Source organism: Ciceribacter thiooxidans, assembly GCF_014126615.1.
GTDB classification, from domain to species: domain Bacteria; phylum Pseudomonadota; class Alphaproteobacteria; order Rhizobiales; family Rhizobiaceae; genus Allorhizobium; species Allorhizobium thiooxidans.
In genome coordinates this window covers 1732126-1743739 of sequence record NZ_CP059896.1, presented here as the reverse complement: position 1 = coordinate 1743739, position 11614 = coordinate 1732126, and the positions used below count along the sequence as shown (strand labels likewise).

Annotated in this window: 11 protein-coding genes and 2 pseudogenes; 6 read left to right on the top strand and 7 right to left on the bottom strand. The window is 61.7% G+C overall.

The window, feature by feature from the left end; translation table 11 throughout:
• Positions 1-68 precede the first annotated feature (68 nt).
• From H4I97_RS08255 to H4I97_RS08245, 3 genes are all read right to left on the bottom strand, one after another.
• Positions 69-866: a hypothetical protein gene (locus H4I97_RS08255; RefSeq protein ID WP_244658745.1), complete on the bottom strand. Its 798-nt coding sequence runs from the start codon at positions 864-866 to the stop codon at positions 69-71.
• A gap of 270 nt (positions 867-1136) precedes the next feature.
• Positions 1137-1748 (bottom strand): transglutaminase-like cysteine peptidase, encoded by a 612-nt coding sequence (locus H4I97_RS08250; protein WP_182307409.1) that lies wholly within the window; start codon positions 1746-1748, stop codon positions 1137-1139.
• Between the two features lie 457 nt (positions 1749-2205).
• Positions 2206-2817, bottom strand: coding sequence for a PilZ domain-containing protein (locus H4I97_RS08245; protein WP_182307408.1), 612 nt, complete (start codon positions 2815-2817; stop codon positions 2206-2208).
• 324 nt (positions 2818-3141) lie between these two features.
• On the opposite strand from H4I97_RS08245, the gene H4I97_RS08240 reads away from it, so the two are divergent.
• Together H4I97_RS08240 and H4I97_RS08235 are read left to right on the top strand one after the other, a co-directional pair.
• The gene (locus H4I97_RS08240) at positions 3142-3894 is read left to right on the top strand and encodes a rhomboid family intramembrane serine protease (protein ID WP_342344137.1); all 753 of its coding nucleotides are present in this window, start codon (positions 3142-3144) and stop codon (positions 3892-3894) included.
• Between the two features lie 170 nt (positions 3895-4064).
• Positions 4065-4499 (top strand): CBS domain-containing protein, encoded by a 435-nt coding sequence (locus H4I97_RS08235; RefSeq protein ID WP_182307407.1) that lies wholly within the window; start codon positions 4065-4067, stop codon positions 4497-4499.
• Positions 4500-4518: 19 nt separating this feature from the next.
• Here the strand turns inward: H4I97_RS08235 and H4I97_RS08230 are convergent, their stop codons facing one another.
• The 3 genes from H4I97_RS08230 to folE all read right to left on the bottom strand — a co-directional run bounded on the left by H4I97_RS08230 (position 4519) and on the right by folE (position 6678).
• On the bottom strand, positions 4519-5478 hold the full coding sequence (locus H4I97_RS08230) for a patatin-like phospholipase family protein (protein WP_182307406.1): 960 nt from the start codon (positions 5476-5478) through the stop codon (positions 4519-4521).
• A 104-nt stretch (positions 5479-5582) separates the two neighbouring features.
• Entirely contained in the window at positions 5583-6044 is a 462-nt protein-coding gene (gene hisI, locus H4I97_RS08225) for a phosphoribosyl-AMP cyclohydrolase (RefSeq protein ID WP_182307405.1), read from the bottom strand.
• Between the two features lie 28 nt (positions 6045-6072).
• The gene (folE, locus tag H4I97_RS08220) at positions 6073-6678 is read right to left on the bottom strand and encodes a GTP cyclohydrolase I FolE (RefSeq protein WP_182307404.1); all 606 of its coding nucleotides are present in this window, start codon (positions 6676-6678) and stop codon (positions 6073-6075) included.
• A gap of 278 nt (positions 6679-6956) precedes the next feature.
• Between folE and H4I97_RS08215 the strand changes: the two genes are divergently transcribed.
• The 4 genes and pseudogenes from H4I97_RS08215 (at position 6957) to thrS (ending at position 10552) form a co-directional block, all read left to right on the top strand.
• A complete protein-coding gene (locus H4I97_RS08215; protein ID WP_182307403.1) occupies positions 6957-7403 on the top strand; it encodes an iron-sulfur cluster assembly scaffold protein in 447 nt (148 codons plus the stop codon).
• A 234-nt stretch (positions 7404-7637) separates the two neighbouring features.
• A pseudogene (gene yidD / locus H4I97_RS08210) lies at positions 7638-7970 on the top strand (membrane protein insertion efficiency factor YidD); the annotation flags it as partial.
• Positions 7971-8028: 58 nt separating this feature from the next.
• Positions 8029-8448 (top strand): DUF2267 domain-containing protein, encoded by a 420-nt coding sequence (locus H4I97_RS08205; protein WP_182307402.1) that lies wholly within the window; start codon positions 8029-8031, stop codon positions 8446-8448.
• A gap of 116 nt (positions 8449-8564) precedes the next feature.
• Positions 8565-10552: pseudogene (gene thrS / locus H4I97_RS08200) on the top strand (threonine--tRNA ligase).
• Positions 10553-10650: 98 nt separating this feature from the next.
• Here the strand turns inward: thrS and H4I97_RS08195 are convergent.
• Positions 10651-11595 (bottom strand): hypothetical protein, encoded by a 945-nt coding sequence (locus H4I97_RS08195; protein ID WP_182307401.1) that lies wholly within the window; start codon positions 11593-11595, stop codon positions 10651-10653.
• Positions 11596-11614: the final 19 nt, after the last annotated feature.

The following is an 11614-nucleotide window of genomic DNA, read 5'->3' as shown; positions in this document are numbered from 1 at the left end:
GGACAATTTGGGCGCGCCCCCACGCGACCAATTTGCCGGAGCTTACGGCGGTAGCCTTACCAAGAGGTTTATAATGAATCATTTCTTGCCGGATTCTCGGGAATTTTAGGAGAATTAGATGGAAGTTGCGGCTCCGCGTCGATCCGTGCGGTGACGTAGCGACGGACGGCGTCGTCGATCTCGGCCCAGTCGGAAAGAAGACTGCTCGAGAAGCGGTAGAGGACGCTGAGGTCGCGTCCGACGTGGACGTCGCGCTGGCAGTCACCACTGCTGGCGGGAGTGCCCGCGGCAGGAAGCAGGCAGCGCACGGCAAAGTCGGGCCCGCCCGGTCGCGGTGCCGTAAGGAGGACCTCATTGCCATAGCCGGCGTCGGATTTCAGGCGGTGGAGGGTGAGGCCGTACAGCCCCTTCTCCGCCGGCCCGTCGAACAGGTGACTGTAGATCGGCTCCACGCGGCCGGACATGTCGCGGGACATCGTGCTTTGCGACAGCTGAATGAAGATGAGCCCGTCGGACCGGGTGATATCATCGAACCGCGTCCGCAATTCGCTGCGATACCCCGACATTTCCGGCCACAACAAGTAGAGGTCGGCGCGCTCCGCCGGGCCATCGCGGCGCTGGGTTTCGAATCGAAGCGTGTTGGCGACGAGGCGGAGGTGGTCCTGCCCGATCGTCACAAGGAAGTCCTGTGTGCTGTCGCTGTGTCCGGCCAGTGCCATTTCGGCGCCGAGCTTGCGGCCGCCGAGGTTGATGGCGACGGAGAGCAGGGCCAGAAATGCGACCATTGCCGTCGCCATATAGACGAACCGATTGGAGATCAGCGGCAAGTGTTCGGTGGCGTGTTCGGGTGCAGCCGACTTTTTCATCTCTCGTTCCGTCCGCCGGCAGTCGTCGATAGGGTCTGTCACGCGGAACTGGAGGAGACGTTCGCCGGCCGTCGGAGGCGAGGCGCATCGGGCGCTGCGAATGATGTAACAACCAACGGATAGTCGACTGATAGTTAATGGCGGGTAAATGTCGCAATGCGCAGTGGCGCCGGTTGCAGCTGAAAAGGAAAAGCCGGCCCCGCGGGGCGGGACCGGCCTTCGGTTCGGTCAAGGGACGGGGGATGACCGAACCGGATTGTGATCGAGGCGTCAGTTGGAGCCGACACTGCCGACCGCGGTTGCGCGGCCGTCCTGCAGCTTGACCCAACGACCGGGATCGTCTGCCGACTGGCGCTTCAGGTAGGTGTATTCCGTGTCCGACCAGAGCAGGACCTTGTTGCGCATGTTGTCGAGAATGAAGTCGCCGCGGTCGGTGCGAACCGTCAGGACGGCGTGACCTTCGCCGTTCGGCTGCAGCACGACGGTCATCAGCAGGTCGGCCGGAGAGAAGCCGCGGTCGATAAGCAGCTTGCGCTTCAGAAGTGCGTAGTCTTCGCAGTCTCCGACCGAACGCGGATAGGCCCAGCGCTCTTCCACACCGTAGATTTCTTCGTCCGTCATCGGTTCGATGGACGAGTTGACGGTGTAGTTGACGTCGAGAATGGTTCGCCAGGCGTCCTCGGTCAGAGCGGCCGGACCGGTATCGCCGGTCTTGCTGCGGCATTCGTCCGGGTAGCTGCGGCAGAACTCGTAATGCCCGATCGGCGGGTTCGCCTTGCCGACCACGTTCATGTTCGACGGCATTGCTGCGGCCGGCAGCGCGATGGCGCTGCTCAGCAGAGCTATCAAAACTCCAACGCTCAGGCTTCTTTTCTTGGTCATTTTTCGTCTCCCCGTGTTGGGAAGACAATGACAGGTGCGGTTTTACTCCGCGCAAAAACGCGAAGTAAAATACGCGGATTACTTGAGTATAATCGGACGAAAAATAGAATTGAATAAGAATAAAATTGTAGATGTATTTGACGAAATTTTTCGTAAAATTGTACGTATTTGCTGCCCCGCATCGCGCCGAAATGGTCGCCGTCGTATGGCATGATGCTGAAAAGAAAAGAGAAATTCCGATGAGGTGCCGGGTTTCGGCCGACTTCGCTGCGGCCGCTCTGACGGCCGGCCCGAGCTTGCGGCGTTCTTTACGCGACGTGGGAGGCAGTTTTGCGCGCGGAACCGCATGACGCGCGCACGCCGGCGCATTCAGAATTTCTTCAGCGTAATCGAAAGTGGCGGGAATGCGAGCTCTGGTCGGTGGTCAAGCCGCGGGAGCGCAAGGCTCTACCGTCCGTCAGAGAAATTCGGTCAGGGCTTCGCGGGACTGTAGGGTCAGGAACTCGATTGCCACACCCTCGACGAAGTGGCGGACGACCCGGCCGCGCATATTGCCGATGCGCACCGCCGTTCCGATCGGCGGGCGAATGTCGATGTCGACCGCCGCACCGGAGAGCGACAGGTCCATCAGGCGGCAAGGATAGCGCCGTCCGTCTTCCAGGACGAGTTCGGTCCGGGTCTGACGTGGTGTCAGGCGATCGTGGCGACGATCCTCTGGCAGGCCGAGTTCGTGCTTGTTGGCGATCCAGGTGAGCTGTGCGGCAAGCTTCTCGCGTTTGCGGCCTGTGGCCACGATCGACATGACGAAGCCGTCTTCAGTGAGCTTGATCGTGCTGCCTTCCAGGCGCCCGAGGTGATCGATGTAGGCGATGACCTTTTCGCCAGGAGCCGGCCGGCCCGCGCAGGCGAATCGCACGTCGCCGGGCGACATGTCGACGACCTGACAAACGTACTCGTCGTAATTGGCGAGCATCAGCCGTCCCTGAAGGCTGACGCTGACACGCTGGAAGGCCCGACGCCCGGCGGGAGAAACTGCACTACCGGTCTGGGATGCCTGCGACGTGAACATGGTGTCGATTCTTGACCCTTCAGCTATGGTTAAATCCTTACCTGCGAGCGGTTAACAGAAAGTTTTGCGAATATTATGCCAATCCGTAGCGGGAGGGCTGAGGGCGCCGCGGTTAATCTTGTTTTCTAAACTTGATTGCATGCTAATTATGGCTGTGGCACATCGTGCCTATTGATTTCGAAGGGCCTCCTTCGGCACCAACTGTCGGGCGCGGCTTTCCCGTGCATTCGATTGGCCGTCCGGATATCAGCCGGACGGCTTTTTTTTGCCCTCTGTCTGCGATAAGGCTCCGGGTAGTTGAGCGCTCACAGGGATATGCCTGACATGGATGAAATGCCGACACGGCCCTCGGGCGACGATTGGCCGGGCGGCGATTCCCCCGAGGACGGTTCCAGGCGCGCGCCGGTCTTCAACATGCCGGCCGGCATCTTGCTTTGTCTCGCGGGGCTTGCCGTCATCTATTTCGTGCAATCGACATTGTTGTCGCCGAATCTTGCCGAATGGCTCGTCATCGAGTTCGGCTTCTCGCCGCTGCGCTACGTCTACGGCTTTTCCGAGCAGGGTTACGAGTGGCTCTGGACGCCGCTGACATACTCCTTCCTTCACGGCAGTCTCGAACACCTTGCCTTCAATGGCCTGTGGCTGGCGGCCTTTGGCACGCCGGTGCTGCGGCGGATCGGCGGGTGGCGCTTTGCGGCTCTGTGGGTGGTGTCGTCCGCTGGCGGAGCGCTGCTGCATGCCTTGGTAAACTGGGGGCAGCCGACATTGATGATTGGCGCGTCGGGCGTCATCTCCGCACTAATGGGGGCCGCGTGCCGGTTCGCCTTCGGACCGGGCAGATCGGTTCGCATTCAGCCCGATCGGCCGCTTCCGAGGCTTTCGGTACTGACAGCGCTCCGGCAGCGGACGGTGGTCGTGTTCATCGCGGTCTGGCTCTTCGGCAACCTCGTGATCGCGATCGGGATGCCGCTGGTCGGTGCGCTCTCCGGAGCCGTCGCATGGGACGCTCATATTGGCGGATTCCTCGTCGGCTTCCTTGGGTTTGCCGTCTTCGATCGCCCGCAGCGGCGCGATTGAGCCTGTTTGGAGAGACGGCGGCGCAAACCCATTGTTTCGCAGGGTTGGCCGCGCCGTCGAACTTGTTGCAAACTTCGTTGAATAAGGGCACCATTTTTCAATGGTTCGCCGCCGCCGGGAGGGGCTGGTGACGGGCCGTTGAATGCCAGCGATCTGGAAAAGGAGGAGCCATGTCTGCAACGGTCAGGAGCATACTCGAAGAGAAGGGCCGAAACGTCGTTACGATCGGCCCCAATACAACCCTTGCCGACGCCGCGCGTATCCTGGAAGAAAACCATATCGGGGCCGCCGTGGTTTGCGATGCCGGGGGGCAGATCGCCGGAATCTTCACCGAACGCGACCTGGTGCGTGCGATCGGCCGTACTGGATCGATCAGCCTGAGCCAGTCTGTGGCCGCCGTCATGACCAAGAACGTGCATCGCTGCAGCGAAGACACGACGGTCAACGAACTGATGGAAGTGATGACCGGACGGCGCTTCCGTCACGTCCCGGTGGAAAAGGACGGCAAGCTCGCCGGGATCATTTCGATCGGGGATGTGGTGAAATCCCGTATCCGCGATATCGAAAACGAAGCGGAACAGATCAAGGCCTATATCGCCGGATAACGGCGGTCCTCGGCGGCGTTCAGCGGGCGAAGGAGTCCTGCATTCGCTTCAACTCGCCAATGCGGAGCTTTGCCTCCTCGTAGCCGCGGTCGATCGCTTCGCCGGCGCGGTGGAATTCCGAAAGGCCGATGTCGTTGACGCGCGGTTGCAGCGCGAGATCCGGCGGGTCTCCGGCAAGCCGCGCGCGCGAGATGCGGTCCTGGATGATATTGAAGGCCTGCACCATGACGCCCGTCATGCCGAGACGGCCGTGATGTTTTTGTGTCTCGCCCTCCGGCGGCACCATTTCACCGGCCTTGTGCTTGACGACGGCCGACCGGCCGAAAAGGTCGTAGTGGAGGTTTACCGCCATGACCAGCGGCTGCTCGTAGGCGCGGCAGACCGAAACCGGCACCGGATTGACCAGTGCTCCGTCGATCAGCGTGCGGTTGTTGCAGAGAACCGGTTCGAAGATGCCGGGAAGGGCGTAGGAGGCGCGCAGGGCCGTGATCAGCGGGCCGCCGTCGATCCACACCTCGTGACCGGTGTTGAGCTCCGAAGCGACGGCGACAAAGGGCTTGGGCAGATCCTCGATTGCCAGCCCCTGGAGATGCTCCTGCATCCGCTTGGTGAGGCGCATGCCGCCGAGCAAGCCGCCGCCGCCGATCGTGAGGTCGAGCAGGGATGCGATGCGCCGCATCGTCAGCGAGCGTGCGAAGAGCTCGAGTTCGTCGAGCTTGCCGGCGAGATAGCAGCCGCCGACCAGCGCACCGATCGACGTGCCGGCGATCATGCTGACCTCGACATCTGCTTCATCGAGTGCGCGAAGCACGCCGATATGGGCCCAGCCACGGGCGGCGCCGCCGCCGAGCGCAAGCGCGATCGGTGCCTTCTTTGGTGGTGAGGGAACAGGGCCGGGATCCACGACAATCGGCTCCTGGCCGCTACCCTGGCCAGTCCCGGCAGCAGACGGATTGTTCCTCATATTCCAGTTCAGCATTTACGCACACCTCGAGCTGAACGCTCCCAATGCTTCGATTAACGCACCGGAGACTTACCAAATCGTTTAGCGAAAGGGCGCCGTTGTGCCGTTGCTGGTCGAAGTCAGCCCTTTGTCGCGTCGTCGTAGACCGTGTCTGGATCGAAATGCCGGTGATGATCGGTTATCTCAAGTCGAGCTTCGCCGCCGGCCGAGGACACACGCCTGTAGAAGCAGGAGCGACGGCCGGTGTGGCAGGTCGCGTCGTGCCCGGCGACCTCGACCTTCAGCCAGACGGCATCCTGATCGCAATCGACGCGCATTTCCCTTACGTGCTGGAGATTACCGGAGGTTTCACCCTTCTTCCATATCTTGTTGCGGGAGCGGCTGAAATAGTGCGCGATCCCGCTTTCCAGCGTCAGGCCGAGCGCTTCGGCATTCATGTGGGCGACCATCAGAAGCTCGCCGTCTCTCGCGTCGGTCACGACAGCGGTTACGAGGCCGTTGGCGTCGAATTTCGGCGTGAAAGCGCCGTCCGCCTCCAGCGCGTCCTTGTCTGCCGGGGGACGTTCGAAGATGATGGTCATGACCTGTCTTCCGGAGGGTTTAAGGCGGTCAGCGGCCACGCACCATGGACATGAAGCGCGCCTGTTCGGCGGCGCTGTCCTTGAAGCTGCCGGTGAAGGTGGTGGTGAGCGTCGTGGAGCCGGACTTCTGGACACCGCGCATGGCCATGCACATGTGCTCGGCTTCGACGAAGACGGCGACGCCGCGCGGGCTGAGGCCCTGGTTGATCGCGTCGGCAATCTGCGCAGTCATCGCTTCCTGTGTCTGCAGACGGCGGGCGAAGACCTCGACGATGCGGGCGATCTTGGAAAGGCCGAGTACGCGGCCGGACGGCAGATACGCGATGTGCGCCTTGCCGATCACAGGCAGCATGTGATGCTCGCAATGGGAAAAGAACGGAATGTCACGGACGAGCACGATATCGTCATAGCCGGCGACCTCTTCGAAAGTCGTGCCCAGCACGTCGTCGATATCGGCATCGTAGCCGGCGAAAAGCTCGCTATAGGCCTTCGCCACGCGTTTCGGAGTGTCGAGCAATCCTTCGCGGGTGGGGTCATCGCCGGCCCAGCGCAGCAGCACGCGAACGGCTTCCTCCGCTTCCTCGCGGGTCGGCCGAGTGCTCTCCTGCGACAGTTTCTTGGCGAATGCATCCATGCCTTCGGTCTCCCGGTCCGTCGACGGCCCGACGGGGTCTTGTGTTCTTCCAGCCTGTAAATGCGTAACTCGGCTCATGATAGCAAGCCCATATCTCTCGATTGTCCGTGGCGGTACGCGACAAGGCACTTGTTTTCTTTGGACCGCGTTTGCACTTCTTATATAGTGAGCCCGACGCGGCATGTGAAGGAACGACGGTGCGACACACTGTTACCGTGGCGTCGACAGTTGCCCGGAACGGGCCGCTTCTAGCATCGTATTCTAAGGTTCGATAGCGCATGGACGACATTTACAACAGCAAGATCCTTGAATTTGCCGGCAATATCGCGCGGATAGGGTCCTTGCCGGATGCCGATGCGGTTTCCGAAAAGCACTCCAAGCTCTGCGGCTCGAAGGTCAGGGTCTACCTGAAGATGGATGGCGGTGTGGTCACCGATTTCGCCCATGAGGTGAAGGCCTGCGCCCTCGGACAGGCTTCGTCGTCGATCATGGCGCGCCACGTCGTCGGCGCGACGGCGGACGAGCTTCGCCGGGCGAGGGAAGACATGCTTGCGATGCTGAAGGCCGATGGGGACGGACCGTCAGGTCGTTTCGAGGACATGCGGTTCCTGAAACCCGTGAAGGATTACAAGGCGCGGCACGCTTCCACCATGCTGACCTTCGACGCCGTGGTGGACGCGATCGAACAGATCGAGGCGAAGCAGACGAAAGCGGTAGAGGCTTGATCTTGACCGATAAGCTTACCCCCTCTGTCACTTCGTGACATCTCCCCCTCAAGGGGGGAGATCGGGTGTTCCATGCGCGGGCGAAACTCGCCAAGTCGCGCGAGCGTAGCGCATCATGTGCAAGAACTGTTCAGCGTCAGATGACGAAAGGAAGGAGCCGGATACTGTGGCATCTTCTCCAATCTCCCCCCTTGAGGGGGAGATGTCACGAAGTGACAGAGGGGGTATCAAACACGACGCTCGCGCAACTGGTCCGGCCCATTCGCCAGGACGCCCGGCCGGCTCCTCGGCATGGGGTTCATCCGCCTTTATCAACTGACGCTCTCCGGTTTCGTCGGCAATTCCTGCCGCCACATGCCGACCTGTTCGGAATACGGCTACGAGGCGATCGCCCGGCACGGCCTTTGGGCGGGTGGGTTTCTGACGCTCTTCCGGGTCGGACGGTGTGGTCCAGGCGGCACCTGGGGTTATGATCCCGTACCGGAGAGGCTGGACGAGCGCTTTCGCTGGTGGGCGCCGTGGCGTTATTGGCGGGCCGGTTTGCACCGCTCGGACATCAATCGCTGAGAGACGGCGGTGGCACACGTGCGTGAGGCTGCGCCGTGAGAGAGGGAGACGCTGCGTCATGACGGTTCCAATGGAATACCGGCAGGCTACGCGGGATTTCGAGAACTTCCTGACCGCCGTGCGCGACCGCGCCGGCCTCGCCACCAGCAACCAGGCCTTCACCATGGTGGATGGCGTGCTTCGCACGTTCCGGCGACGTCTGGAGCCGGCGGACGCGATTGCCTTTGCGCAGATGCTGCCTGCCTGTCTGCGCGCGCTCTTCATTCGCGACTGGGACCTTCACGAGCCGCGGAAGACCTTCGGTACAAGGGAGGCGATGACGCTGGAGGTGAAGGCCCTGCGGCCTGACCACAATTTCTCGACCGAGAACGCGATCGGCGTTGTGGCGTCCGTTCTTCGCGAAATGCTCGGTACGGCCGTGATGGAACAGGCGCTCTCCGGCCTGCCGGAAGAGGCGAAGCGCTTCTGGCTCGACTAGCCGGCAATCGCCTTTACTCCCGGCCGATTTCCCGATATCACGCCGACGTTACGGCCGGTCGAATCCGGCCCTTTCACCACCCGCATTCGTTGGCGGGACTGGATAAGGAGAACATCATGTCTGCTTCCGTTTCCCTCACATTTCCCGATGGCTCCGAGCGCAGCTTTCCTGCCGGCACGACCGGTCGGGACGTCGCCGAGTCGATCTCGAAGTCGCTGGCCAAGAAGGCTGTCGCCGTCACGCTGAACGGGGTGACGACCGATCTTGCCGATCCGGTCACCGACGGTGCGAAGATCGAAATCGTCACCCGCAGTGATCCGCGCGCGCTGGAGTTGATCCGTCACGATGCCGCCCACGTCATGGCCGAGGCCGTGCAGGAGCTCTGGCCGGGAACCCAGGTGACGATCGGTCCGGTGATCGAGAACGGATTCTATTACGACTTTGCCAAGGACGAACCCTTCACGCCCGACGATCTGCCGAAGATCGAGAAGAAGATGAAGGAGATCATCCAGCGCAACAAGCCGTTCACAAAGGAAGTCTGGCCACGCAACAAGGCCAAGGAGGTCTTCGCCGCCAAGGGTGAGGCCTATAAGGTCGAACTCGTGGATGCGATCCCGGAAGATCAGGACCTCAAGATCTACTATCAGGGCGACTGGTTCGACCTCTGCCGCGGCCCGCACATGGCCTCTACGGGCCAGATCGGAACGGCCTTCAAGCTGATGAAGGTCGCCGGCGCCTATTGGCGTGGTGACTCGAACAATCCCATGCTGACCCGCATCTACGGTACCGCCTGGGCCGAGCAGCAAGAGCTGGACAATTACCTGCACATCCTGGCCGAAGCCGAAAAGCGCGACCACCGCAAGCTCGGCCGCGAAATGGATCTCTTCCATTTCCAGGAGGAAGGTCCCGGCGTCGTGTTCTGGCACGGCAAGGGCTGGCGCATGTTCCAGACGCTGGTCTCCTACATGCGTCGCCGGCTTTCCGGCACTTACCAGGAGGTCAACGCGCCGCAGGTGCTCGACAAGTCGCTTTGGGAAATCTCCGGCCACTGGGGCTGGTATCGCGACAACATGTTCAAGGTGACGGTCGCGGGGACGAGACCGACGACGATCGCGTCTTCGCACTGAAGCCGATGAACTGCCCGGGTCACGTGCAGATCTTCAAGCATGGCCTTAAGTCCTACCGCGAACTTCCCGTCCGGCTTGCGGAATTCGGTACTGTTCATCGGTATGAACCGTCCGGCGCACTGCATGGTCTGATGCGCGTTCGCGGCTTCACCCAGGACGATGCGCACGTCTTCTGCACCGACGAGCAGATGGCGGCCGAATGCCTGCGCATCAATGACCTGATCCTCTCGGTCTACAAGGATTTCGGCTTCGACGAAGTCGTCGTGAAGCTCTCGACCCGTCCGGAGAAGCGCGTCGGTTCGGACGATCTCTGGGATCGTGCCGAGGGCGTGATGATGGACGTCCTGCAGAAGATCGAGGCACAGTCGGGCGGTCGCATCAAGACTGGCATCCTGCCGGGTGAGGGCGCCTTCTACGGGCCGAAGTTCGAATACACGCTGAAGGACGCGATCGGCCGTGAATGGCAGTGCGGTACGACCCAGGTCGACTTCAACCTGCCGGAACGCTTCGGAGCCTTCTATATCGACCAGAACTCGGAGAAGACCCAACCGGTGATGATCCACCGGGCGATCTGCGGATCGATGGAACGCTTCCTCGGCATCCTGATCGAGAACTTCGCCGGTCACATGCCGCTTTGGATCGCGCCTGTCCAGGTGGTCGTCGCGACGATCACCTCGGATGCCGACGCTTACGGCAACGAAGTGGCGGAAGCCCTGCGCGAGGCCGGAATGACGGTCGAGACCGACTTCCGCAACGAGAAGATCAACTACAAGGTCCGCGAGCACTCGGTGACCAAGGTTCCGGTGATTATCGTCTGCGGCAAGCGCGAGGCGGAAGAGCGGACGGTCAATATCCGTCGCCTCGGATCGCAGGAGCAGGTGTCGATGTCGCTCGACGAGGCCGTTTCGGCGCTCTCGTGGGAAGCAACGGCGCCCGACGTCAAGCGCAAGGTCGAGGCGAAGAACGCCCGCGCCTGATTGGTACGCGATCGCGAATGAGCGCCGGCGGGTTCTTCGGAGCCCGCCGGTTTTCTTTCGTGCGGTTTGGGATGAGCGGGAGCGCCGCGGCAGGCGCGTCAGTTCAGGATCAGTTCCACGTCGATGTTGTGGCCGGCTTCGACGGTGAAGTCCTTCTGGTAGATCTTGTCCTTGTTACGGGCGATCGCCGTATAACCGCCCTCGGCGAGGACCATGACCGGGAAGGCACTGACGCTTTCGGCGACCACGTCACCGGAGCCCGTGAGGATCGACCAGGCGGTATCGGCGATCGCTTCTCCGCCGGCTTCGGATACCAGCTTGAAGCTGATCTGCGAGGCGCGGTGCTGGATCGTCGCTTCAGTGAGTTTTCCGGCTTCGACCTTCAGGTCGGCGCGCACCACGGCATTGACCGAGCCGTATTCCGAAACGACGTGGTAGGTCCCTGCGTTGAGCCGCACGATAGTGTTCGGCTTGACATTGGCCATCACCAACCCGCGCTCGCCGTCTTCCTGCGTTTCCGAGGAATAGACACTGAATTTCAGGTCGGTCGTCGGTATGCGTGTGTCGTCGCCCGAGACGGCGTTGAGCAGCATGCCGCCGGCATCCAGCACCAGCACCTGCTTTTCGACGTCGCCGCTCTCCGGAACCGTGAGCTTCTTGGTGGCGCCGGCACGGCCGAACGAAACGTTGACGAAATAGTCGCCGGGCGAAAGCTGGAAGTCGGCCGATCCGCCTTCGGAACTCGCGACGAGCGGCAGCTTGCCGTCGTCGGCGGGAATCGGGCTGAAGACGCGCCAGGAGAGACCCTGCTGAACGGGATCGCCGTTTCCTGTCAGCTTGGCTTCGAAGACGATGTTTTTCGCGACCGGCGGTTTCAGCGTCTCACCGAAGTCGGGTGAAAAGGCCTTGAGCTTTGGCATCTTGGTGGTGCTGTCGAGCTGCTTGAACGACTTGAACGCATCGTCCGCTCCCATCGACGGCATCGCCGGCAGGCTGACCGCCAGCATGAGGGCCAGGCGGGTGACAAAACGATGAACTCTCATGGAATGCACAATCAGTTGA

Bases quoted from the DNA above. Each gene is read 5' to 3' on its own strand.
- H4I97_RS08215 (WP_182307403.1), top strand. From the start codon at position 6,957: ATGGACGACATTTACAACAGCAAGATCCTTGAATTTGCCGGCAATATC.
- folE (WP_182307404.1), bottom strand. From the start codon at position 6,678: ATGGATGCATTCGCCAAGAAACTGTCGCAGGAGAGCACTCGGCCGACC.
- H4I97_RS08235 (WP_182307407.1), top strand. From the start codon at position 4,065: ATGTCTGCAACGGTCAGGAGCATACTCGAAGAGAAGGGCCGAAACGTC.
- hisI (WP_182307405.1), bottom strand. From the start codon at position 6,044: ATGACCATCATCTTCGAACGTCCCCCGGCAGACAAGGACGCGCTGGAG.
- H4I97_RS08240 (WP_342344137.1), top strand. From the start codon at position 3,142: ATGGATGAAATGCCGACACGGCCCTCGGGCGACGATTGGCCGGGCGGC.
- H4I97_RS08195 (WP_182307401.1), bottom strand. From the start codon at position 11,595: ATGAGAGTTCATCGTTTTGTCACCCGCCTGGCCCTCATGCTGGCGGTC.
- H4I97_RS08255 (WP_244658745.1), bottom strand. From the start codon at position 866: ATGAAAAAGTCGGCTGCACCCGAACACGCCACCGAACACTTGCCGCTG.
- H4I97_RS08230 (WP_182307406.1), bottom strand. From the start codon at position 5,478: ATGCTGAACTGGAATATGAGGAACAATCCGTCTGCTGCCGGGACTGGC.
- H4I97_RS08250 (WP_182307409.1), bottom strand. From the start codon at position 1,748: ATGACCAAGAAAAGAAGCCTGAGCGTTGGAGTTTTGATAGCTCTGCTG.
- H4I97_RS08245 (WP_182307408.1), bottom strand. From the start codon at position 2,817: ATGTTCACGTCGCAGGCATCCCAGACCGGTAGTGCAGTTTCTCCCGCC.
- H4I97_RS08205 (WP_182307402.1), top strand. From the start codon at position 8,029: ATGACGGTTCCAATGGAATACCGGCAGGCTACGCGGGATTTCGAGAAC.